Genomic DNA, 21,093 nt, shown 5'->3' on the forward strand with positions numbered 1-21,093 from the left:
CGCTCAGCCCACCAGCGCCGCCACCGCCAGGCTCGCGCCCATCAGCGCCACCGCCGCGACCACGAACGCCGCGTCCCGCTTTCCCGCTCGCGGCGCGCCCGTCACCGTGCGCTGCGGCCCGGCGCCCAGTCCGCGCGCTTCCATGGCGATGGCCGAGCGGGACGCGCGGCGGATGGCGTAGGCGAGCAGCGGCACGACCAGCGCGGCGGCCTCGCCGGGGCCGGGGATGCGGCGCGGCGGGCGGCCCCGTCGCATGGCCCGCGCCAGCCGCATCTGCCGCGCCTCGCCGACGAGGTCCGGCACCAGATGCAGCGCCGAGAACAGCGCGTAGCCGATCGACGGCGGCAGCCGCCACGAGACCATCATCGCCTTGATCAGCTGGCCGGGGTCGGTCGTCAGCGCAAACAGCGCCGAGACCATGCCGCAGGCGATCGCCCGCAGGAACAGCACGATGCCGGCCGACAGCGCCGCGCCGCCGAAGGGCGATTCCGACGCCACGTGCAGCGCGAAGTCGCTCTCCTGCCGGAACAGCACCGACGTGGTGAGGAAGCCGAAGCCGAACAGCGCGAAGGGAACCATCAGCGCCAGCACGAGAAGCGGCGAGCGGCGCTCGGCGAGGATCAGCGCCAGCGCCGCGACCAGGATCGTCGCCAGCTGGAAGACCGCGTCGAAGACCAGGATCGAGGCCGCGATCCAGACGAGGCAGACGACCATCCTGGGCAGCGGATGCAGCGCGCTCAGCATGCCGCCGCCTCCGCGCCAGCACGGGTCCAGGCGGCGAGGTCGAGCAGGGCCGGGCGCTCCAGCCCCGCGTGGCGCATCAGGTCGCGGTCGGCGAGCAGAACGGGGCAGGAGCCGTCGGCGAGAATCCGCCGCTCGCCGAGGATGACGGCGCGCGGGCAGGTCGCGAGCGCGAAGTCGAGCTCGTGCGTGATGATCGCCAGCGCCGTTCCGCGCGCCCGCAGCGCCTCCACCGTGCGCGCCAGCGCCGCGACGCCGGCGGCGTCCAGCCCGGCGGTCGGCTCGTCGAGCACCAGCAGAGGAAAACGCCCCGCCTCAACCAGGCAGGCCAGCGCCAGCCGCCGCTTCTGGCCTTGCGACAGTTCGAACGGATGGCGCGCGGCGAGCCCCTCGAGCCGCCAGTCGCGCAGGACGGCGGCGATCCGTGCCGCGTCGGCCTCCGCCCCGCGTCCGGGGCCAGCCGGCATCGGCAGATCGTGTCCACCGGAGCCGATCCCCAGCGCCGCCGCGATCTCCTCCCCCACCGAGCCGGCCGCGAACTGGCCTTCCGGATTCTGGAAGGCGATGCCGCCGGCAGCGCCGTCGCGCCGCCCGCGCTTCAGCCGCAACAGGCCGGCGAGGCTCGCCCCCAGCGTCGACTTGCCCGCCCCATTGGCACCGAGGATCGCGATCGCCTCGCCCGCGCGGACGGCGAGGTCGATCCGATCCAGCACCATGGGGCCGAGAAACGGCGCGCAGGCCGCACTCGCGAGCCGGACCACCTCCGTCCCGCCTCCCGCCGCGGCCGGCGCGAGGCGCTCCGACACGAAGCGGGCCGCGACGGGCCGCGCCGCCTCCCGCTGCCCCGGCGCCAGCGCGTCGAGACCGCGGATCGCCTCGCCGATGGCGAGCGGCGTGGGCTCCAGCACCACGCCCGCGGCCGCGAGGTCGGCCGCCAGTTCGGTCGCCGCCGGCCGCCAGATGCCTTGCGCCGCCAATGTCTCGCGATGCGCCGGAAACACCGTCCGCGGATCGCCCGCGGCCACCAGCCGCCCGTCGCGGTCGAGCACCGCCACGCGGTCGACGCTGCCCACCAGCCCGTCCAGCCGGTGGTCGACGACGATCACGCTGCGCCCGTCCCGTCGAACGAGCACCAGCTCCGCCAGCCGTGCGGCCGCGGCGGGCGCCAGATGCGCCGTCGGCTCGTCCACCACCACCAGCGCCGCGTCCTGCGCCAGCAGAGCCGCCAGCGCCACGATCTGCTTCTCGCCGCCCGACAGCGCCATCGTGCGGCGGCCGCGGTCGTCGGGCGACAGGCCGACGGCCCGCATCGCCGCCGCCACGCGGGCCTCGATCTCGGCAAGGGGCAGCGCCCGGTTCTCCAGCGCGAAGGCCACCTCGTCGCCGATCGTCATGCCGCAGAGCGTCTCCTCGGCGTTCTGGAACAGCCGCGACACCACGACCGACCATTGCGCGGGCCGTCGCGCCGACGCCGCCTCGCCGAACAGCTCGACCGCGCCCGAAACTTCGGCCGGCATCGTCTGCGGCACCAGCCCGGTCAGCGTGGCGAGCAGCGTCGACTTGCCGGCCCCCGACGGTCCGAGCAGCAGCAGCACCTCGCCCTGCCGCACCGCGAGCGTGACGGGACCGACCGCATCCGCCGCCGCATAGGGGTAGCGCACGGCGGCGTCGCGCCAGGTCGCGGCATCGATGGCTGGCGCCTCGGGCATGCCGTCACGCGATCCCGGCGCGCCGGTCGCGGTCGATGCCGAGGCCCGACAGCACGCCGGTGCGATACAGCGCCTCGGTGATCCAGTGGCCCGCGAGCCCGCCGAGCAGCGCGCCCGACAGGCAGCGCAGCGTAAACATCGCGATCAGCAACCCCGGCGCCAGCGCGCCATAGTCGAAGCGGAACCAGGTGTATGCGAACGAGGCCACCGCCGCGCCGACGCCCGCCGCCAGCAGCACCGGCAGCCGGTAGCTGCGCCAGCGCGTCGCCGCGAACACCGCCTCCGCGCCCGCGCCCTGCACGAGCCCGGTGACCAGCAGCAGCAGCCCGGCCGGGCTGCCGAGCAGCACCTGCGTCGCTGCCGCCAGCAGTTCCGACAGCAGTGCCGCCCCCGGCTTGCGGATGATCTTGGCGGCGATAATCGAGACGATGAACCAGAAGCCCATCACCACGTCCATGGTCACCGGCCCGAACACCGCCTGCGCGATCAGCCACACCTGCACCCAGGCCAGGTAGAGCACGCCGAACACGGCGCCGAGCACGGCGACGATCAGGATTTCGCGCAGAGTCCACGCGTTGGAGCGGGCGACGGCAGTCATGACGACCTCGAGGTTTTCAGGTTGGGAAGAGGGACGCGCGGACGGTCCGCGCGCGGTCAGGCTGCGGTCGGGCTGTTCGCCGAGACCGTCAGGTCGAGCGCGACGTGGCCCTCGCGCGCGCCGAAGCTCAGGAAGGCTTCCGACAGGGTCGAAAACACCGGTCCTGCATCACCGCGCAGCTTGGTGCAGAAATTCTTCGACCGGTCGAAGACGCCGGACCCCTTCAGGAAGTCGATGCAGCCGTAGATCTCGTCCATGTGGGCATGGGCGCCGAGCGGATAGAGCGAGAACTGCGCCGCCACCGGCTGGCCGAGCAAGGCCGCCTCTGCCACGCGCTGCCGCGCCTGCGCGATCCGCGTCTCCAGAGGGCCGAGCGGCCCGCCGGCAAGCGGCGTGCAGAGCGCGTCGTCCGGTTCGCCGGGGCAGCCGCGCGACACCGTCGCCGACAGCACCACGTGCACGCCGGACGCCGCCGCGGCGGTAAACAGGTCGCGCATCGCCGGGAAGATCTCTTCCGGCGGACCGACGATCAGCGTCGAGACGTCGTCGGTCTCGATCCGGAACCGTTCGCGATAGGGGTCGAGCGCCGACAAGGCGCCGAGGATCACGGCGACGAAATCGTCGCACATGGGATAAAGGGATATCTGGGCACCGGAAAACATGCTCGCCTCGCTCCGCTGGCATTAACCAGATCAGCTTGAGGGTCCGGAGGCATGCCGCCCCGCATCTCAGCCCCGGCGTTACGGAGCTCCCCTGTCGAATGCATCATTGGTATCAGGCACCGGCGGCCGGCGCAAGCCGGCTCTGCAACCTTTCGCTGCATGGCTGCCATGCCGGTCGCCGCGCAACGGCCACCGCCGTCACTGCATCGTGTTCGGCAGCCACATCACCACCCAGGGGAAGGCGATCAGCAGGCCGAGGCGCAGCACGTCGGTGGCCACGAAGGGCATCACGCCGCGATAGATCGTCGGCAGGCTGACGTCGCGCGCCAGCGTGTTGATGACGAAGACGTTCATCCCGATCGGCGGCGTGATCAGCCCGAGTTCCACCGTCATGACGATGATGACGCCGAACCAGATCGGGTCGAAGCCGAGCGCCAGGATCACCGGGAACAGGATCGGGATCATCAGGATGATCATCGCCATGGCGTCGAGGATACAGCCGAGCAGCACCATGAACAGGAGGATCAGAAGCAGCGTCGGATAGGCGCCGAGCTCCAGCGACAGCAGGAAGTTGGTCACCTTCTGCGGCGTCTGGGTGATGGTCAGGAAATAGCCGAAGAGGATGGCACCGATCAGGATCATGAAGATCCCCGCCGTCACCTGGATGCTTTCGAGCAGGCACTGGTAGAGCCGGCGCCAGCCCATCCGCCGCCGCGCGACGCTGATGATGATCGCGCCCGCGGCCCCCATGCCCGCCGCCTCCGAGGGCGTGAAGATGCCGCCATAGATGCCGCCGATGACGAAGACGAACAGGAGCAGGATCGCCCACACCCCGCGCAGCGCCGCCAGCCGCTCGCCCCAGTCCGCCCGCGGCTGTGCCGGGATGCCGCCGCCCGCCACCGCGACGTAGATCCGCACCGTCACCAGATACATCGCCAGAGCCAGCAGGCCCGGCACCAGCCCGGCAATGAACAGCCGGCCGATGTCCTGCTCCGTCATCACGCCGTAGATGGCGAGCACGATCGAGGGCGGGATCAGGACGCCGAGCGTCCCGCCGCCCGCCACGGCGCCGGTGGCCAGCGTGTCGGGATAGCCGTATCTGCGCATCTCCGGCAGCGCCACCTTGGCCATGGTGGCGGCGGTGGCCACCGACGAGCCGCAGATCGCCGAGAATCCGCCGCAGGCGGTGATCGTGGCCATCGCGAGCCCGCCGCGGCGATGCCCGAGGAAGGCGTTGGCGGCGCGGTAGAGTTCCGCACTCATGCCCGACGCCGAGGCCACGGCGCCCATCAGGATGAACATCGGCACCAGGCCGAGCGAATAGTCGGTCACCGTGCGGATCGGCGACAGCGACAGGAGGTTCAGCGCCGGCGTCCAGGCGGAGAGCATGCCGAAGCCGCCGACGCCGACGATGCCCATGGCGACCCCGATCGGCACGCGCAGCAGCAGAAGCAGGAACAGGACGACGAAGCCGCCGGCCGCGATGACATCGTTGCTCATCATGGCCGTGCGTCACCCGCAGGCGCCACCAGCGCGGCGAGCGACCGCAGCACCCGGGCCGCGAGCACCAGCGCGCAGAACAGGATGCCGAGCCAGGCCACGGCGGTGAAGGGCCAGACCGGTATTCCCATCTCGAAGGTCGTCAGGCCCGAGCCGCGCACCTTCTCGACCTGCCGGAACAGCATCCAGGCGAAGGTGAAGACGAAGCCGGCAAACAGGATGTCCGAGAACAGGTCCACCGCCTTCTGCGCGCGTGCCGGCAGGATCTGCCAGAACAGGTCGACCTTGATGTGCTCGTTGCGCCAGGCCGCCGCCGCGATGCCCCAGAAGATCGCGACGCCGAGCAGCAGCCGGCTGACGTCGAAGGAGCCGGGGAAGGGCACGTTGAAGACGTAGCGCAGCAGCACCGCCAGGAAGGTCAGCGCCGTGATGATGGCGAGGAAGATCGCCGCCGCGCCGTCGACAAGCGCCGACACCCGGCCGATGATCCGATCGAATCCGCTCATGGTCCGTTCCGCAAGAGAGGGTCAGTCAGTCTGGCACCGTCCGGCATCGGCTGCCGGACGCGCCGTTCGTGCGGCCGGTGCGGCGGCGTCGCGCCGCCGCACCGGGCAGGCCTCAATAGGCCGCGCCGCGTGCCTTCAGTTCGCTTTCCAGCGCGCTCATGGCGGCATCGGGATCGACGCCGGCCGCCTTCACCTTGTCGGCCCACTGCGCCCGCAGCGGCGCCGCGGCCTCGCGCCAGGCGGTGACGTCGGCCTCCGAGGGCACGATCAGCTCGTGGCCCTCCATCGCCTTGATCTTCTCGCGGCCGCTGTCCTCGTTGTCGGCCCAGCCGATCGCCACCTTCTCGGCCCAGTCGCTGGTGCAGTGATCGTCGATCACCTTCTGCTGGTTCTCCGACAGCGATGCATACTTGTCGGGGTTCATCACCCAGGCGAAGGTCGTCGCGTAGAGCGGCATGTCGAGATGGTAGCTCACCGCCTTGTCGATGCCGAAGATCAGGATCGAGTTCCACGGGAAGGTGATCGCGTCGGCCACGCCGCGCTCCAGCGCGTCGCGCGATTCGGGCGCGGAGACCTGTGCGTTCTGGCCGCCGAGCAGCGACACGAAGCTCGCCATGGTGGCATGCGCCGGCCGCACCTTGAGGCCCGAAACGTCGCCCGGCACCTTGATCGGGGTCTTCGAATGGAACGTCCCCGGCGAGTGGAAGTGCACCAGGCACACCTTCACGTCCGGCATCTCCTTCTCCGCATAGGCGCGGTACCAGGCGTCGAGCCCGGCCGAGCCGCCCTTGGCGTTGCTGATCAGAAAGGGCAGTTCGCCGGCCGCGATCACCGGGAAACGGCCCCGGCTGGTAGCCCGGATTGACGAAGGCGATGTCGGCGATGCCGTCGCGCGCCATGTCGTAATGGTCGCCGGCCTGGCCGAGCTGCTGCGCCGGATAGAGCGTCACGGTGATCGACCCGCCCGACGCCTCCTTCACCGAATTGGCCCATTCCGTCATGCCGTTGACGTGCAGCGGATGCTGCGGCGGCACCCAGTGCGCCAGGCGCAGCTCCACCGGCGCATCCTGCGCCAGCGCACCCCCGCTCAGAAGCGCTGCTGCGGCGACGCCGGCCGCGAACATGGTTGTCCTGATCATGTCGTTCCTCCCTGGCTGAATGCCCCGGCGCAGTTTCCTCCCGCAGCCGGCCATGGAGAAAGCCTAGGTTGTGCGACGCCGGGAGGCAAGCGGTTTCGAGGAAGCGTGTATACATGCAGGGGGAGGGGGCCGCCGGCCGGCGGCGACGGGGCGAGCGGACCAGTTGTGGTGGAGGCACTCTGCTCGGTCGCCGATTGAGCCGGAGCCGACGCCATTTCCGCCATTGACGCTTCACGCTGGAGATGTCCGCTTGTGGTCCACAGTGGCCAATCCAGTCGGTGAAGACCAAGCATACGATGATCTGCTGGACGCGACCGGCTGACGCAGAGATCAGAGACGGTTCCTGCCCCGGCTCCGACTTCAAGCTCGACCGCCTACCCATCTGGATGCAGTGCCCGCGTCGGCCATTCTAACGTTGTCGAGATCGAATGTATCTTGTTCGACTCCAATGTATCGGTAAATGACGATCCTGTTCGCTTTGCCAGAATCGGGCCGAGATGCGTATGGTGGCCAAATAGTCGATATTTAGGAGGATTTCGTATGCCAGGATTTTTTAAGACCCGAAAAGCTGCTGTGGACAGAAACACGCTAGTCCGTGAGCCGCAGCGTGAAGCATTCGCAGCCATTGATCGGTTCGTCAACGAGGGCGACAGGGAAGCGGGAGTCGTGCTGCCGGTCGGCTGCGGCAAGTCGGGGACGATCGCCATCTCACCGTTCGCCTTCAAGTCCAACCGCACGTTGGTTGTGGCGCCGAACCTAAACATTGCCCGACAACTTTTAAAAGAATTCGATCCCGCGAACGTGGACATGTTCTATCAGAAGGCAAAGGTGATCGGCGCTCCGTATCCTGAGCCGGTCGAGATCAGGGGTAAAACGACCAATCGCGGCGACCTCGACGTATCTGACGTCGTCGTCACGAATATCCAACAGCTCCAAGGCGATGAAAACCGCTGGCTTCAGGATCTGCCGGATGACTACTTCGATCTCATCCTCTTTGACGAAGGGCATCACAACGTCGCGGCGTCCTGGGACCTTCTCAAGGCGAAGTTCCCCGCCGCACGCATTGTCAACTTTAGCGCTACTCCTATGCGCTCGGACGGCCAACTCATGGCCGGCAAGATCATCTACTCTTACCCGGTCGCGCGGGCAATCCGCGCCGGCTACGTGAAGCGGCTCAAGGCCGTAGTGCTCAACCCCAAGACGCTACGTTATGTCCGGCGAGAGGACGGGCAGGAGATCGAGGTGAGCCTCGACGAAGTGCGGCGGCTTGGCGAGGACGATTCCGGTTTCCGTCGTAGCATCGTATCATCAGAGGCGACCATGACGACCATCGTCGACGCCTCGATCCGCGAACTAGATCGGCTTCGGAAGGAAGCGGGCGACAACAATCTTAAGATCATCGCCTCCGCTCTGAACTTCGTGCACTGCGGGGAGATCGTGAAGGCATACCGGGCGCGCGGTCGCCGCGCGGACTACGTGCACTCCCTCGAGGATGGCAAGGCCAACGATAAGGTAATGAAAAAGCTCGAGAACAACGAGCTCGATGTGATCGTTCAAGTGCGAAAGCTCGGGGAGGGCTTCGATCACCCACGCCTAGCAGTGGCCGCCGTGTTCAGCATCTTCGCCAATCTCTCGCCCTTTGTGCAGTTCGTTGGCCGCATCATGCGCGTGGTGATGCAGAACGCGCCCGACAACCCGGTGAACCGCGGCGTCGTGGTGTTCCATGCCGGCGCTAACGTCGCCAGACGGTGGAGCGATTTCCAATCCTACACCGGCGCAGACCAGGAGTTCTTCGACGCCCTGCTGCCGATGGAGGAACTTGACTTCTCGCGTGGCGACGAGATCGAGATCGATCCAGTTGTGCCGGGATCAGGCGATAGCGTCCAGGTCCGCTCGCAAACGGAGGTCCAGCTCGAGGAGATCCCGCTCATCGAGGACGACGCTGAGGCACAGGAGATGATCCGGAAACTCCGCGAGCGCGGCTACACCGGCGAAGTTGTTGCGCGGGCCATGAATCAGCTCGACGCCGTGCCGGTGACGAAGGTGCGTCAGCGCCAGGCTCATCGTGCCGCCCTTGACATTCGGATCAAGACGGAGGTTGGCAGGATCTTTGCCGTCAGGAAGATCAACCATCAGGGATACGACCTCGACCGAAGGCGGCTGAACAAGACGAATTTCGTCGTGATGAAAGGCGCGATTGACGATCAGGCCAACAAGCTGGTCGGCAGAAAATCAGGCGAGCGCGGCGAGTTCACACAGGGAGAGCTAGACCGTATCGAGGCCGATTTCGCTGGTATCGTCGAGCGCGCGACTAAGGCGGTGTTCGATGCCTAGGATCAAGTCGCTGCTCACCACCGTTGAGATCGGGATCGTGAAGAAGGGGCATAATTGCCAGGGTAACGCCACTCACCGGCTGCAGAAAGGCGACCGGCGAATGGAGGTGAAGAACGAGCGAAGTTGGGACTACTACTGCCTCGATTGCGGAGTGAGAATCTTGCAGCGTGACGCGGAAAAGATCAAAGCGACGCTTGCGCTTATCACTGCCGGCGAGGTCAACAGCGTCGAGGGAGCGGAGCCGATCTAGGCATCCTATCCGCCGTCACCCCGTCCCGTGCCCGCTCCATCTCCCCCACCAGCCCCCCGAACCGCTCCAGGAACGCCCGCTGCACCGCGCCCGCCGGCCTCGGCTCGAGGTCGAGCGCGCGGGCTTCGATCCCCCGCGGCTGGCCGAAGAATTTCTTCGCCTCCTCCACCGAGAAGCCGGCGAGTTCCGTCGCCTCGAAATAGGCGGCCACGAGATCGGCCTTCTTGATCGTGGCCTTCAGCCGGTCGGCGCGCAGGGGCAGCGAGAAGCGCATGTGGATGGCGTTCTGCAGGCGCTCCTCCACCGCCTTGTAGCCGCCGCCGACGGCCGCCTTGAAGGGCGAGATCATGTCGCCGATGACGTATTCGGCGCCGTCGTGCAGCAGCGCCGTCAGCCGCGCCTGCGGCGTCGCGGCCGGGTTCTGCAGCGTGAATATCGTCTCCACGAGCAGCGAGTGCTGCGCCACCGAGAACGCGTGGTCGCCGCGCGTCTGGCCGTTCCAGCGCGCGACGCGGGCGAGCCCGTGCGCGATGTCGGAAATCTCCACGTCGAGCGGGGAGGGGTCGAGCAGGTCGAGCCGGCGGCCCGACAGCATGCGCTGCCAGGCGCGGGCCGGTGCGCCGGGCCGGTCGGGCATCAGGGCTCCTCGCCGGCCGTGGCCTCGGGGAAGGAGAAGCCCATGCCGGGCGGGATCGACAGTGTGAGCGCCACGCCGCCGGCCGTGACCGGCGCGGCCGCATCCATCGCCGCCTTCACCTTGTCGATGCGCACCAGCGCCAGCCCCTCAGTGCCGAGCACGGTGCCGAGCGCGCCGGCCGGGCGGCCGTCGGCGAGCACCGGCGTGCCGGCGTCGGGCAGGTCGCCCTCGCCATGGGCGATCAGCACGCGCCGCCGCGCCGTGCCGCGATGATGCATGCGCGAGACGACCTCCTGGCCGACATAGCAGCCCTTGCGCAGCCCCACGCCGCCGTTCTGGTCATACAGAACGTCGTGCGGAAACGCGTCCGACAGCGCATGGTCGCTGCCGCTCTCGGCCACCCCATGGGCGATGCGCAGCCGCGTCCAGAGGTCGAGCGAGTTCCCCGCCGCGGCGGCCTCCGCCACCGCCCGCCGCCGCACGTCGAGCGCCTCGGGGAAGCGCAGGTCGCGCAGGCCGCGTGCCTCCGCCGCGGCGCCCGGAGCCGTCGCCGTCGATCCGGCATCCGGGGCGTCCGGCCCGGCGACCCACGAAACCGCGACGAGCTGCTCGTCGCGCCTGGAAATCGTCAGCTTGGCGCGCAGCTTGTAGAGCATCAGCCGGCGCATGAAGTCGTCGGCGATCGCGCCGCGGCACTCGAGCAGGAAGCCGTCCGCGCCGTCGCGGCTTACCAGGAAGTCGAACAGGATCTTGCCCTGCGGCGTCAGGAGCGCGCCCGGTTTCGCCACGCCCTCGGGCAGGGCGGCGAGGTCGGTCGTCAGGATCGACTGCAGCAGATGCTCCGCGTCGGGACCGGACACGGAAACGAAGGCGCGGTCGGCGAGGACGACGGTCGGCATGGTGTTCCTCCGGCTCCCTTCGGCCGGCGTGGCGGCCGGCGCGGGCAGAGCCTCGGCTTGCATTCTCGGGGGCCATTACGTAAGCCGGCCGCATCATCCGGGCAAGGGCGGTGACGGCGATGGCTTCAACCTGCGATCTCATCCTGACGGGCGGCACCGTGGTCAACCAGGACGGCGCGGGCATCCGCGACGTCGGCGTCCGCGCCGGCCGCATCGTCGCCATCGGCGATCTCTCGGCGGCCAGTGCTGCAGAGCGCATCGACTGCACCGGCCTGCACGTGCTGCCGGGCGTCGTCGACAGCCAGGTGCATTTCCGCGAGCCGGGGCTGGAGCACAAGGAGGATTTGGAGACGGGTTCGCGCGCGGCCGTGCTCGGCGGCGTCACCGCGGTCTTCGAGATGCCCAACACCAAGCCGCTGACCACCAGCGCCGAGGCCCTCGCCGACAAACTCGCCCGCGCCACGCATCGCATGCATTGCGACTTCGCCTTCTGGGTCGGCGGCACGCGCGACAACGCGCACGAGGTCGGCGAACTCGAACGCCTGCCGGGTGCGGCCGGCATCAAGGTCTTCATGGGCTCGTCGACCGGCGACCTTCTGGTCGAGGACGATGAGGGCGTGGCCTCGATCCTGAAGAACACCCGCCGCCGCGCGGCCTTCCACTCCGAGGACGAGTTCCGCCTGCGCGAGCGCATGGGCGAGCGGATCGACGGCGACGCCGCCTCGCACCCGGTCTGGCGCGACGAGATCGCAGCGCTTCAATGCACCGAGCGTCTGGTCCGCATCGCCCGGTCGGTGCGCGCCCGCATCCACGTGCTGCACATCTCCACCGCCGAGGAGATCGCCTTCCTCGAACGGCACAAGGACGTCGCCTCCTGCGAGGCCACCCCGCACCACCTGACGCTCGCCGCCGACGACTATGCCCGCCTCGGCACGCTGATCCAGATGAACCCGCCGGTGCGCGCCGCCCGCCACCGCGACGGCATCTGGACGGGCATCGCCAATGGAGTCGTCGACGTGCTCGGCTCCGACCATGCGCCGCACACGCTGGAGGAGAAGGCCAAGCCTTATCCGGCCTCGCCCTCGGGCATGACCGGCGTGCAGACGCTGGTGCCGATCATGCTCGATCACGTCGCCGCCGGCCGCCTCTCGATCGAGCGCTTCGTCGACCTGACCAGCCACGGCCCCAACCGCCTCTTCGACATGGCCCGCAAGGGCCGCATCGCCGCCGGCTACGACGCCGACTTCACCATCGTCGACCTGAAGCGGAAGGCCGTCATCCGCAACGAGGACCAGGGCTCGCGCGCTGGCTGGACGCCCCATGACGGCCGCGCGGTCACCGGCTGGCCGGTCGGCACCATCATCCGCGGCCGCCGCGTCATGTGGGAGGGCGAGATCGTCACGCCGGGGCAGGGCGAGCCGGTGCTGTTCGCCGAAGCGCTGCCGGCCTGAAGCCGGGGCTAGCGCGACAGGCTGCGACCTATGCCGGCCGCCGACGCCCTCGCCACGTCATCTTCGGGCTTGTCCCGAGGATCTGCAATGCGGCGCAAGAAAGGTCCTGCCGACGCGCGGGACACGCCGGAGCGCCCGTCGCGCAGGAGGCGGCAGATCTTCGGGACAAGCCCGAGGATGACGGCCGTCCGATTTCGCAGGTGCTCGCTGGGCGGAAGAAGACGAAGGAGATGCGACGGGTCCGGCCTCGCGCGCCCGACGCTCAGTCTCCCGCCACGAAGAACAGCCAGCGTCCTTCGGGCGAGAAGCCGGCACGATAGAAGGTGTAGGAGCCGTAGAGCTTCATCTCCTCGACGTCGCCCGCCGTCACGATCTTGAACAGCTCGACCCGCTGCGGGTCCGTCAGTCGCTCCAGCGGCAGGCCGAAGAAGTAGGGGAAGACGTAGATCTCGCCGGGCGTGCCGGGCGAGAGGTGCACGTAGCCGGCCTCCAGTATTTCGAGCAGGATGGCGAGGATCTCCTGACCGCGCTCGTCGCCCGACATCTCGATCAGATGGGCGATCGGGTCGTCGCCGGCGTCGCCGAAGGAGATCTGCGTGGCGCCGTCGCCGATCCCGATCAGCGGCCGCAGCCGCTCCGGGTCGCCGCTGCGGCAGGCCTCGAGGATCAGCTCGCGCATGCGACGGACCTCGTCGGGCAGCAGCGAATAATCGTAGACCACCTCCGGCAGCGTCTCGTCTGCCGCCTCGCCGTCGTCCGGCTGTTCCGGCTCTCCCGTGCCTGCCGGCGCGTCGTCCGCGGGCGAGGGTGGAACGGCCGGCACGGCGGGCAGCGGCAGCCGCAGCACCGGATCGGGCAGCGGCACGCCGCGCTCGACCGGGGCCGTCTCGTCGGCCGCGTCTTCCTCGCTCGCCGCCGGCGCCTGGCCGATCTCGCTCAGCGCCAGAAGCGGCGCGCCCTTCGCATGCGGCACGCTTCCGGCGCGCGCGTCGGCACCGGCCGGCAGCGCGACCGCGGCTGCGAGCATGGCGATCGCCAGGGACCTCGGTGCGAACGTCATAAGCAGGGGCTCTCGTTTGGTCAGGCGTCCGGCGCCGTGTCGTGCGGCTTCAGTGGTGGGAGCGGACCAGTTCGAACTCGCCGGCGATCACCTTCTCGCGCATCGTGTCGAGCAGGGCCAGCGCCGTTTCCTCGCCGCAGGCGCGCAGCAGTTCCACGAAGGCCGTCGTCAGCGCGGCTTCGGCGATGATCTCCGGTTCGATGCCGGCGGAAAGACCTTCGGCCCAGGCTTCCGTCTGGCTTTCCACCGCCGTCAGGCGCTTCTCCTCGCGGATCAGCGCGTCGATTTCGCCCAGTCCCTGTCCCATGCTTTCCACCCACCTTGCCGCGGCGGCCGTCCCGTTTCGGGGCAGTGCCACCGTCGGTCCCTTAATGAACCGTTAATCCTTTACCACAGGACGACCGCCTTGCACGCCGCCATCCCGGGAAAAATCGCCGGCCGTCTAGTTGCCGAACGTGATCACCGTCTCGTGCGTCAACTGCTCGCCCTCCTTCATGTAGCGCGCGATCGCCGCCGCCACCGCCTCCGTGCAGTTCATGTGGATTTCGGAGTTGCTCCGGTAGCCGCGGTTGAAGCTTGCCACCAGCCGTGCCCGCTTCTCGGGCGACGGGTCTTCGGCCGCCACCAGCGCCTCCATCTGCTCGCGCCAGAGACTGCCGGTCTCGCCGCAGAGATTGCGCAGATAGTGCAGCGATCCCAGCACCTCGCCCAGCCGGTACAGCCGCTCCTCATAGGGCGCATCCACCGCGCCCGCCGGCAGGGGCAGGGTGACGAGGAGGCCGAGCAGGGCGGCACGGAATCGCGTGTGGCGTGACATCGCCCCGTTCGTGCCGCAGGAATCGGGCGCGAACAAGACACCTGCGGGCATAGGTTGCCGGATGGTTAACGCGGAAGCGACAATATGATCCTTGCGGCGGAAAGAGTGGACGCCGTCATCGGTAGGTCCGCCATCTCCGAAAGGGTGAAGAAGCCCGCAGCCGTGGCGTCGTCCCCGGGGATCGGCTCGCCGTCCACGTGCAGCGCGCGGAACACGGTGAGATGATAGGTCGTCTGCGGCGTCGCGCCCTCGAGCACCAGTTCCGCATGCACCTCCAGCGCGGCGGCCGAGAGCCCGGTTTCCTCCTTCAGTTCCCGGCGCGCCGCCTCTTCGAGCGTCTCGCCGTGCTCGACCCGGCCGCCGGGAAAGGCGTAGAGCCCCATCGCCGGCGCGCGCCCGCGCTTCACCAGCAGCAGGCGCTCGCCGCGTCGAAGCGCGATCGAGACGGCGGGAACGAGCACGGGCGCGGTCACCGGCCTGAACCGGCGGCGGGCGCAGGATGCACTCTGCTTCCGCAGCCCCGCCCGCCCATGCTCAGCCCGCCTTGCGGTAATCGCCGGTCCAGTCGCCGACCGTGCGTGCCTCGGCCTCGTGAACCTCTTCGCGCCAGGGTTCGGCGAGCGCTGCCGCATACCAGTCCTGCATGGCCGGAAGCGCGCGGAGCCGTGCCGCATAGGCGTCGCCGGCCTCGCCCAATTCCAGCCCGTAGGTCTGGGCGCGGAAGGCGACCGGCGCGTAGAAGGCGTCGACCGCGGTGAAGACCGGCCCGCCCAGGAAAGGGCCGCCGAAGCGGTCGAGCCCCTCGGTCCAGATCTCGCCGATGCGCGCGACGTCGCGCATCAGCGCCGCCGGCCGTTCGTGCAGTCGGATGCGCAGCCCGCAGTTCATGGTGCAGACGTCGCGCAGCGTGCCGAAGGAGGAGTGCATCTCGGCCGAAGCCGACCGCGCCCAGGCGCGCGCGGCGGAATCCGCCGGCCAGACCCCTGGATGGCGCTCGGCCAGGTATTCGACGATCGCCAGCGAATCCCAGACCCGCAGCCCGCCGTCGACCAGGCAGGGCACGCGGCCGCTCGGCGAGAGCGGCTTGTACGTCGGCAGGCTGTCGCCGCCGGGAAACGGCACCAGCGTCTCGGAGAACGGAATGCCGAGCGTGCGCATCAGCACCCAGGGGCGCAGCGACCAGGACGAGTAGTTCTTGTTGGCGATGATGAGTTCGTACACGTCAACCTCCGTGCGCGGCGGCGTCCGCGGCGCGCCGATCGCGGGCCTGCGAGACCATGGACCAGGTGTAGATGGCAAGGGCCACCCAGATCAGCGCGAAGGCCACCAGCCGCGCCATTCCGAAGGGCTCGCCGAAGGCGAACACGGCGATCAGGAAGATGCCGGTCGGCGCGATGTACTGCATGATCCCGAGGGTGGAGAGCTTCAGGAGCTTGGCTCCGAAGCCGTAGAGCAGCAGCGGCACCGCCGTGGCCGGACCGCAGGCCAGCAGCAGCATCATGTTCTGCGGTTGCGACACGACGAAATGCGACGTGCCGGAAACATGCAGCCAGATCGCGTAGGCCAGCGCCGGGACCGACAGGATCAGGATTTCGAGAAAGAAGCCCTGGCTCGGGCCGATCGGCAGCGTCTTGCGCAGGAAGCCGTAGATCGTGAAGGACCCTGCCAGCACCAGCGCCACCCAGGGCAGCACCCCCGCCTCGACCGTCATCAGGATGACGGCGCAGGTGGCGAGGCCGAGCGCGGCCACCTGCGACCGGCTGAGCCGCTCGCCGAGCAGCACCATGCCCATGACGACGCTCATGAGCGGATTGATGTAGTAGCCGAGCGAGGTCTCGACGGTGCGCTCCACCGCGATCGCCCAGACGTAGATCCCCCAGTTGATGGAGATCAGCCCCGCGGTCAGGCTCGCCAGCGCGACCGTGCGCGGCGAGCGCAGGGCGGCCTTCAGGTCGCCGGTCCGGCCGGTGGCGACGAGCACGGCGCCGGCGATGGGGATCGACCACAGCACGCGATGCGCCACCACCTCCAGCGCCGGCAGGTGCGATACCGCCTTCAGGAACAGCGGCAGCGTGCCCCAGAGGCCATAGGCGAGGAGCGCATAGACGAAGCCGCGCCGGGCGCCGCCTTCGGGAAGGGCATCGGGTGTCATGCGTGTGCTATGCGGCGGGCGGGCCGCAAAGGCCAATGGATTTTGTTGATGGATGGATGAAGGGGCGGTGAAGGGAGGGGGCTGGCGTCGGCGCGCCGGACCCACACCAGTCATAACCCCGTCAGCGGGGCATCTCGTCGCCGCGTTCTGGCGGCATGCCTTCGATCCGATCGAGGATCGCCAGTGCCCTCTCCGGGTCGGCCCGGCGGGCGCGCGCGCGCATCATCTTGAGGTTCGTCCTCTGATCCAGGCCGTCGGCGATATAGGACAGAATTAAGTGATCGAGCGTGACACGCTCCTCGTCGGCGGCGGCCCGCACCTGCTCCAGAATGTCATTGGGAACCCGCAGTTGGACTTTTTTCATGATGGCCTGCCTGCAGGAGTCAGTTCTGTCACGAATTCCCTGGCGGATAGCGCACGAAGGCCGAATGCGGCGACTGCGGGATGCCTGAAATGCCGGTCGTCCGTCACGATCAGCTTGGCTCCCGACGCCAGTGCGCACTCGATGAATATATCATCCTTGGGATCGTCCAAAAAGGGTCTGAACCTGAACGACGGACTGACCTCGACTGCCTGCGCGCACAGTGCGTCCAGAATGACGTCGATATCCGCTTCCGCGATGATGGCCGGTTCTCCGAGGGCACCGGAACGCTTCAGCACCGATTCGTACTCGAGGATCACGGCAGGTGAGGCCGCGAAGTCGATCGTGCCGCTCAGCATGCCGCGCAGAACGAAGCCCGATGCACCCTGAGGCGACCGCACGCCTCGGAGGATCACATTGGTATCCGCGACGATCATCATGGCAAATCCAGTCGCATGGGTAACCGATCGACTCGAGGTCGTGGATCGTTCTGGACATCTGCGGTCTGCTCGCCCCGCCTGCCCCTACTCCGCCGCCACCAGCCCCGCCATCTCCCGGTTCTTCATCAGCTTGTAGACGATCGAATCCATCAGCGCTTGGAAGGAAGCGTCGATGATGTTGTCGGAGACGCCCACCGTCCACCAGCGCGCGCCGGTGCCGTCGCGCGATTCGATCAGCACGCGGGTGATGGCCTCGGTGCCGCCGTTGAGGATGCGCACCTTGAAGTCGACCAGTTCCATGTCCCCGATCTCGGCCTGGAACTTGCCGAGGTCCTTGCGCAGCGCGATGTCGAGCGCGTTGACCGGGCCCTTCCCCTCCGCCACCGACATCCGCTCCTCGCCGTCGATCTCCACCTTCACGATCGCCTCCGACACCGTCTTCAGATTGCCGTTGGCGTCGAAGCGGCGCTCGATCATGCAGCGGAACGAGGTCACCTCGAAGAAGGCCGGCACGGTGCCCAGCGTGCGCCGCGCCAGCAGCTCGAACGACGCGTCCGCCCCCTCGTAGGCATAGCCTTCGGCCTCGCGCTCCTTCACCAGCGCAATCAGGCGGTCGAGCCGGTGATCGGCCCGGTCGACGGGAATGCCGCGCCGCTTCAGTTCGGCGATGAAATTCGCCTTGCCGCCCTGGTCCGACACCATGACGCGGCGGCGGTTGCCGACGCTTTCGGGCGGCACGTGCTCGTAGGTCTGCGGCTCCTTCAGCAGCGCCGAGGCATGGATGCCGGCCTTGGTGGCGAAGGCCGAGGAGCCGACATAGGGCGCCTGCGCGTCCGGCGCGCGGTTGAGCAGTTCGTCGAAGGACCGCGACAGCCGCGCGATGCCGGCGAGCCGTTCCGTCGAGATGCCGGTGACGAAGCGGTCGGCGAAGGCCGGCTTCAGCATCAGCGTCGGGATCAGCGTGACCAGGTTGGCATTGCCGCAGCGCTCGCCGATGCCGTTGAGCGTGCCCTGGATCTGGCGCACGCCGGCCTCGACCGCCGCCAGCGAATTCGCCACCGCCTGGCCGGTGTCGTCATGCGCGTGGATGCCGAGCGCCTCGCCGGGGATGCCCGCCGCGATGACGGCCGCCACGATCGCCCGCACCTCCGACGGCTGCGTGCCGCCATTGGTGTCGCACAGCACCACCCAGCGCGCGCCGGCCGCGTGGGCCGCCTTCGCGCAGGCCAGCGCATAGCCGGGGTTTGCCTTGTAGCCGTCGAAGAAGTGTTCGCAGTCGACCATCGGCTCCTTGCCGGCGGCGGCCGCGGCCTCCACCGAGGCGCGGATGGCGTCGAGATTCTCGTCTTCCGTGCAGCCGAGCGCCACGCGCACATGGTAGTCCCAGCTCTTGGCCACGAAGCAGACCGCGTCGGAGGCCGACTGCAGGATCGCCGCCAGACCCGGATCGTTCGAGGCCGAGACGCCGACGCGCTTGGTCATGCCGAAGGCCACGAACTTCGCCCGCGCCGTGCGCTTCTTCTCGAAGAAGGCGGTATCGGTCGGATTGGCGCCCGGATAGCCGCCCTCGACATAGTCGATGCCGAAGCCGTCGAGCATGGCCGCGATGGCGATCTTGTCCTCGACGGAAAAATCGACGCCGGGCGTCTGCTGGCCGTCGCGGAGCGTGGTGTCGAAGAGGTGGATGCGGGATTTCATTGGCATGCTTCCACCGAGGGATAGGTGCACGGAGTTGGTTGGGCGTAGCGCGAGGCGCCCCCCTCTGCCCTGCCGGGCATCTCCCCCTCAGGGGGGGAGATCGGCTGTCGCGAGCGCCTCGCCCAATCGCCACTGTCGCAGGATGGGCGCCGGTGCCGAAGCTGCCGATCTCCGCCCCTGAGGGGGAGATGGCCGGCAGGCCAGAGGGGGGTGCCTGGCGCGAACGCCGGAGACACCGCAGGGCGGGACGAAGCCAAAACCATCAAACCTTCCCCGCAAACGCGTCCGTCGCCGCGATCAGCCGGTCGAGAATCCCCGGCTCCGAGAACGCGTGGCCCGCCCCCTCGACGATGTGGAACTGCGCCTGCGGCCAGGCCTTGTGCAACGCCCAGGCATAGCGCAGCGGGCAGGGCATGTCGTAGCGGCCGTGGATGATGACGCCCGGAATGTCGGCGAGCTTCCAGGCGTCGCGCACCAGCTGGCCTTCCTCCAGCCAGCCTGAATGGACGAAGAAGTGGTTCTCGATCCGCGCGAAGGCGAGCGCGAAATCGTCCTGCCCGAACTTGCCGCTGGTCGACGGTTCCGGCAGCAGCGTGATCGTCTCGCCCTCCCACAGGCTCCAGGCCCGCGCCGCCTCCAGCTGCACCGCACGGTCCTCGCCGGTCAGCCGGCGGCGGTAGGCCGCCATCATGTCGTGGCGCTCGTCTGGCGGGATCGGCGCCTGGAAACGCTCCCACTTGTCGGGGAACATCTCCGACACGCCGAACTGATAGTACCAGTCGAGTTCGCCGCGCGTCAGCGTGTAGATGCCGCGCAGCACCAGCTCTGAGACCGCCTCCGGGTAGGTCTGCGCATAGGCCAGCGCCAGCGTCGAGCCCCAGGAGCCGCCGAACACCAGCCAGGTCTCGAAGCCCGCCATCTCGCGCAGCCGCTCGATGTCGGCCACCAGCCGCCATGTCGTGTTGGCCTCCAGCCCCGCATGCGGCGTCGAGCGGCCGCAGCCGCGCTGGTCGAACAGGATCACGTCGTAGAGGGCTGGGTCGAACAGCCGCCGGTGCACCGGCGAGATGCCGCCGCCCGGCCCGCCATGCAGGAAGACGGCGGGCTTGGCCCCCCGCGTTCCGACGCGCTCCCAATAGAGCCTGTGGCCGTCGCCGACCTCCAGCATGCCGGTCTCGAAGGGCTCGATCTCGGGATAGAGGGTGCGCAGCGTCATGGGTTCGTGCCTTTCGCGGGGGACCAGTCGTCGGTGTCGTGGTCGGGGTGCTGGAACGAGACGAGCCGCGTCAGGTACGACGCCGACGACACGTCGCCCATGGTGTCGTGCCCGGGCAGCGTGTGGACGCCGTCGACATAGGGCAGCTTCGCCTCCGTGCCCCACTGCACCTTCGGCGCGATCTCCTCCGGCTCGTCGAAGGCGCCGATGGCGAGCGCGATGCCGTCCGGCGCCTCGAAGGTCAGCGGCGTGCCGCAATCGCCGCAGAAGCCCCGGAAGACCTCGTTCGACGACGCGAACCGCTTGCGCGCCCCGCGCGTCCATTCGAGTTTCGCCTTGCCGACCGAGACCAGCGGCAGGTAGAAATTGCCCGCCGCCTTCTGGCACATCCGGCAATGGCACACCGAAGCATCGCCCATCGCCCCGGTCACCCGGAACCGCACCGCACCGCACTGGCAGCCGCCCGAATAGCGGGGCATGTTATCGAGACTCATGGGTGGGCTCCCTCGTGCTGGATGGGTGCGGGCCGGACAAGGCCGGCGACCGTGATCACGTGCAGGCAGAGATCGTCGAGGCCGGTGAGGGCGTCGGCGTTGGTGAAACGCAGGATGGTCCAGCCGCACTCCCCGAGGAACCTGGACCGGACGGCATCCTTGCGGATGGCCTGATCATCACCATGCTGGCTGCCGTCGATCTCGACGATGATCCTGTAGGCGGGGCAGGCGAAGTCGACGATGTATGGACCGATCGGGAACTGGCGCCTGAAGCCCATCCCCATAAGCCGATGAGCGCGCACGGCGTTCCAGAACTTCAGCTCCGCATCGGTCATGCGCCTGCGCATGGCCTTGGCGCGGGGGCGGTTCTGCGGCGGGGGAGGTGTGTGCGGCATGGTCAGGCGGTCTGTTGGGGACGCATCTGCGAGC

23 protein-coding genes, 1 pseudogene and 1 riboswitch are annotated in these 21,093 nt (G+C 68.7%); of the genes and pseudogenes, 3 read left to right on the forward strand and 21 right to left on the reverse strand.

Features of this window, described 5'->3' with window-relative positions:
* Positions 1 to 3: 3 nt before the first annotated feature.
* The 7 genes and pseudogenes from IAI54_RS28170 to IAI54_RS28200 form a co-directional block, all read right to left on the reverse strand.
* The gene (locus IAI54_RS28170; RefSeq protein WP_187970326.1) at positions 4 to 744 is read right to left on the reverse strand and encodes an energy-coupling factor transporter transmembrane component T family protein; all 741 of its coding nucleotides are present in this window, start codon (positions 742 to 744) and stop codon (positions 4 to 6) included.
* Complete coding sequence (locus tag IAI54_RS28175; RefSeq protein WP_187970327.1) at positions 738 to 2,450, reverse strand: ATP-binding cassette domain-containing protein; 1,713 nt, start codon at positions 2,448 to 2,450, stop codon at positions 738 to 740. Before IAI54_RS28175 ends, IAI54_RS28170 begins: the two co-directional genes overlap by 7 nt.
* Positions 2,451 to 2,454: 4 nt before the next feature.
* A complete protein-coding gene (locus IAI54_RS28180; RefSeq protein ID WP_187970328.1) occupies positions 2,455 to 3,048 on the reverse strand; it encodes an ECF transporter S component in 594 nt (197 codons plus the stop codon).
* Positions 3,049 to 3,104: 56 nt separating this feature from the next.
* The gene (locus IAI54_RS28185; protein ID WP_187970329.1) at positions 3,105 to 3,710 is read right to left on the reverse strand and encodes a YkoF family thiamine/hydroxymethylpyrimidine-binding protein; all 606 of its coding nucleotides are present in this window, start codon (positions 3,708 to 3,710) and stop codon (positions 3,105 to 3,107) included.
* Positions 3,701 to 3,813, reverse strand: a riboswitch (TPP riboswitch). Its footprint overlaps the gene before it by 10 nt.
* Before the next feature lie 95 nt (positions 3,814 to 3,908).
* Positions 3,909 to 5,210, reverse strand: a complete 1,302-nt coding sequence (locus IAI54_RS28190) for a TRAP transporter large permease (RefSeq protein ID WP_210321313.1) — start codon at positions 5,208 to 5,210, stop codon at positions 3,909 to 3,911.
* Positions 5,210 to 5,716, reverse strand: a complete 507-nt coding sequence (locus tag IAI54_RS28195; RefSeq protein WP_187970331.1) for a TRAP transporter small permease — start codon at positions 5,714 to 5,716, stop codon at positions 5,210 to 5,212. The genes IAI54_RS28190 and IAI54_RS28195 overlap by 1 nt, the downstream gene beginning before the upstream one ends.
* A 112-nt stretch (positions 5,717 to 5,828) precedes the next feature.
* Positions 5,829 to 6,855: pseudogene (locus IAI54_RS28200) on the reverse strand (TRAP transporter substrate-binding protein).
* A gap of 573 nt (positions 6,856 to 7,428) precedes the next feature.
* On the opposite strand from IAI54_RS28200, the gene IAI54_RS28205 reads away from it, so the two are divergent.
* A complete protein-coding gene (locus IAI54_RS28205; RefSeq protein ID WP_235679191.1) occupies positions 7,429 to 9,189 on the forward strand; it encodes a DEAD/DEAH box helicase in 1,761 nt (586 codons plus the stop codon).
* Positions 9,182 to 9,439, forward strand: a complete 258-nt coding sequence (locus IAI54_RS28210) for a hypothetical protein (RefSeq protein ID WP_187970333.1) — start codon at positions 9,182 to 9,184, stop codon at positions 9,437 to 9,439. The genes IAI54_RS28205 and IAI54_RS28210 overlap by 8 nt, the downstream gene beginning before the upstream one ends.
* Here the strand turns inward: IAI54_RS28210 and IAI54_RS28215 are convergent.
* Together IAI54_RS28215 and ygfZ are read right to left on the reverse strand one after the other, a co-directional pair.
* Entirely contained in the window at positions 9,408 to 10,076 is a 669-nt protein-coding gene (locus IAI54_RS28215; protein ID WP_187970334.1) for an HD domain-containing protein, read from the reverse strand. The two genes, IAI54_RS28210 and IAI54_RS28215, sit on opposite strands and share 32 nt — an antisense overlap.
* Positions 10,076 to 10,975 carry a CAF17-like 4Fe-4S cluster assembly/insertion protein YgfZ gene (gene ygfZ, locus IAI54_RS28220; protein WP_187970335.1) on the reverse strand — a complete coding sequence of 300 codons (900 nt, stop codon included), beginning with the start codon at positions 10,973 to 10,975 and terminating at the stop codon, positions 10,076 to 10,078. Before ygfZ ends, IAI54_RS28215 begins: the two co-directional genes overlap by 1 nt.
* A gap of 119 nt (positions 10,976 to 11,094) precedes the next feature.
* Between ygfZ and IAI54_RS28225 the strand changes: the two genes are divergently transcribed.
* The gene (locus IAI54_RS28225) at positions 11,095 to 12,426 is read left to right on the forward strand and encodes a dihydroorotase (RefSeq protein ID WP_187970336.1); all 1,332 of its coding nucleotides are present in this window, start codon (positions 11,095 to 11,097) and stop codon (positions 12,424 to 12,426) included.
* Between the two features lie 262 nt (positions 12,427 to 12,688).
* Here the strand turns inward: IAI54_RS28225 and IAI54_RS28230 are convergent, their stop codons facing one another.
* The 12 genes from IAI54_RS28230 to IAI54_RS28285 form a co-directional block, all read right to left on the reverse strand.
* Positions 12,689 to 13,486, reverse strand: a complete 798-nt coding sequence (locus IAI54_RS28230; protein WP_187970337.1) for a hypothetical protein — start codon at positions 13,484 to 13,486, stop codon at positions 12,689 to 12,691.
* Between the two features lie 49 nt (positions 13,487 to 13,535).
* The gene (locus IAI54_RS28235) at positions 13,536 to 13,793 is read right to left on the reverse strand and encodes a hypothetical protein (protein ID WP_187970338.1); all 258 of its coding nucleotides are present in this window, start codon (positions 13,791 to 13,793) and stop codon (positions 13,536 to 13,538) included.
* Between the two features lie 135 nt (positions 13,794 to 13,928).
* Positions 13,929 to 14,303: a TIGR02301 family protein gene (locus tag IAI54_RS28240; protein WP_187970339.1), complete on the reverse strand. Its 375-nt coding sequence runs from the start codon at positions 14,301 to 14,303 to the stop codon at positions 13,929 to 13,931.
* A gap of 65 nt (positions 14,304 to 14,368) precedes the next feature.
* Positions 14,369 to 14,776, reverse strand: coding sequence for an NUDIX hydrolase (locus IAI54_RS28245; protein WP_275403595.1), 408 nt, complete (start codon positions 14,774 to 14,776; stop codon positions 14,369 to 14,371).
* 61 nt (positions 14,777 to 14,837) lie between these two features.
* Positions 14,838 to 15,524 (reverse strand): glutathione S-transferase family protein, encoded by a 687-nt coding sequence (locus IAI54_RS28250; RefSeq protein ID WP_187970341.1) that lies wholly within the window; start codon positions 15,522 to 15,524, stop codon positions 14,838 to 14,840.
* A gap of 1 nt (position 15,525) precedes the next feature.
* Positions 15,526 to 16,455 (reverse strand): EamA family transporter RarD, encoded by a 930-nt coding sequence (gene rarD, locus IAI54_RS28255; RefSeq protein ID WP_187970342.1) that lies wholly within the window; start codon positions 16,453 to 16,455, stop codon positions 15,526 to 15,528.
* Between the two features lie 121 nt (positions 16,456 to 16,576).
* Positions 16,577 to 16,819, reverse strand: coding sequence for a hypothetical protein (locus IAI54_RS28260; protein ID WP_187970343.1), 243 nt, complete (start codon positions 16,817 to 16,819; stop codon positions 16,577 to 16,579).
* Entirely contained in the window at positions 16,816 to 17,256 is a 441-nt protein-coding gene (locus tag IAI54_RS28265; RefSeq protein WP_235679192.1) for a PIN domain-containing protein, read from the reverse strand. The genes IAI54_RS28260 and IAI54_RS28265 overlap by 4 nt, the downstream gene beginning before the upstream one ends.
* A gap of 84 nt (positions 17,257 to 17,340) precedes the next feature.
* Positions 17,341 to 18,954: a citramalate synthase gene (gene cimA / locus IAI54_RS28270; protein WP_420838254.1), complete on the reverse strand. Its 1,614-nt coding sequence runs from the start codon at positions 18,952 to 18,954 to the stop codon at positions 17,341 to 17,343.
* Positions 18,955 to 19,216: 262 nt separating this feature from the next.
* The gene (gene pip, locus IAI54_RS28275) at positions 19,217 to 20,170 is read right to left on the reverse strand and encodes a prolyl aminopeptidase (RefSeq protein WP_187970345.1); all 954 of its coding nucleotides are present in this window, start codon (positions 20,168 to 20,170) and stop codon (positions 19,217 to 19,219) included.
* Positions 20,167 to 20,664 carry a GFA family protein gene (locus IAI54_RS28280; RefSeq protein WP_187970346.1) on the reverse strand — a complete coding sequence of 166 codons (498 nt, stop codon included), beginning with the start codon at positions 20,662 to 20,664 and terminating at the stop codon, positions 20,167 to 20,169. Before IAI54_RS28280 ends, pip begins: the two co-directional genes overlap by 4 nt.
* Complete coding sequence (locus tag IAI54_RS28285) at positions 20,661 to 21,059, reverse strand: endonuclease domain-containing protein (RefSeq protein WP_187970347.1); 399 nt, start codon at positions 21,057 to 21,059, stop codon at positions 20,661 to 20,663. Before IAI54_RS28285 ends, IAI54_RS28280 begins: the two co-directional genes overlap by 4 nt.
* Positions 21,060 to 21,093: the final 34 nt, after the last annotated feature.

Origin of the sequence: Aquibium microcysteis, assembly GCF_014495845.1 — a bacterium.
GTDB lineage: Bacteria > Pseudomonadota > Alphaproteobacteria > Rhizobiales > Rhizobiaceae > Aquibium > Aquibium microcysteis.

Bases quoted from the DNA above. Each gene is read 5' to 3' on its own strand.
- IAI54_RS28260 (WP_187970343.1), bottom strand. From the start codon at position 16,819: ATGAAAAAAGTCCAACTGCGGGTTCCCAATGACATTCTGGAGCAGGTG.
- IAI54_RS28185 (WP_187970329.1), bottom strand. From the start codon at position 3,710: ATGTTTTCCGGTGCCCAGATATCCCTTTATCCCATGTGCGACGATTTC.
- IAI54_RS28265 (WP_235679192.1), bottom strand. From the start codon at position 17,256: ATGATGATCGTCGCGGATACCAATGTGATCCTCCGAGGCGTGCGGTCG.
- IAI54_RS28285 (WP_187970347.1), bottom strand. From the start codon at position 21,059: ATGCCGCACACACCTCCCCCGCCGCAGAACCGCCCCCGCGCCAAGGCC.
- IAI54_RS28280 (WP_187970346.1), bottom strand. From the start codon at position 20,664: ATGAGTCTCGATAACATGCCCCGCTATTCGGGCGGCTGCCAGTGCGGT.
- IAI54_RS28175 (WP_187970327.1), bottom strand. From the start codon at position 2,450: ATGCCCGAGGCGCCAGCCATCGATGCCGCGACCTGGCGCGACGCCGCC.
- ygfZ (WP_187970335.1), bottom strand. From the start codon at position 10,975: ATGCCGACCGTCGTCCTCGCCGACCGCGCCTTCGTTTCCGTGTCCGGT.
- IAI54_RS28240 (WP_187970339.1), bottom strand. From the start codon at position 14,303: ATGTCACGCCACACGCGATTCCGTGCCGCCCTGCTCGGCCTCCTCGTC.
- IAI54_RS28235 (WP_187970338.1), bottom strand. From the start codon at position 13,793: ATGGGACAGGGACTGGGCGAAATCGACGCGCTGATCCGCGAGGAGAAG.
- rarD (WP_187970342.1), bottom strand. From the start codon at position 16,455: ATGACACCCGATGCCCTTCCCGAAGGCGGCGCCCGGCGCGGCTTCGTC.
- IAI54_RS28230 (WP_187970337.1), bottom strand. From the start codon at position 13,486: ATGACGTTCGCACCGAGGTCCCTGGCGATCGCCATGCTCGCAGCCGCG.
- IAI54_RS28215 (WP_187970334.1), bottom strand. From the start codon at position 10,076: ATGCCCGACCGGCCCGGCGCACCGGCCCGCGCCTGGCAGCGCATGCTG.
- pip (WP_187970345.1), bottom strand. From the start codon at position 20,170: ATGACGCTGCGCACCCTCTATCCCGAGATCGAGCCCTTCGAGACCGGC.
- IAI54_RS28180 (WP_187970328.1), bottom strand. From the start codon at position 3,048: ATGACTGCCGTCGCCCGCTCCAACGCGTGGACTCTGCGCGAAATCCTG.
- cimA (WP_420838254.1), bottom strand. From the start codon at position 18,954: ATGAAATCCCGCATCCACCTCTTCGACACCACGCTCCGCGACGGCCAG.
- IAI54_RS28210 (WP_187970333.1), top strand. From the start codon at position 9,182: ATGCCTAGGATCAAGTCGCTGCTCACCACCGTTGAGATCGGGATCGTG.
- IAI54_RS28225 (WP_187970336.1), top strand. From the start codon at position 11,095: ATGGCTTCAACCTGCGATCTCATCCTGACGGGCGGCACCGTGGTCAAC.
- IAI54_RS28170 (WP_187970326.1), bottom strand. From the start codon at position 744: ATGCTGAGCGCGCTGCATCCGCTGCCCAGGATGGTCGTCTGCCTCGTC.
- IAI54_RS28190 (WP_210321313.1), bottom strand. From the start codon at position 5,210: ATGAGCAACGATGTCATCGCGGCCGGCGGCTTCGTCGTCCTGTTCCTG.
- IAI54_RS28195 (WP_187970331.1), bottom strand. From the start codon at position 5,716: ATGAGCGGATTCGATCGGATCATCGGCCGGGTGTCGGCGCTTGTCGAC.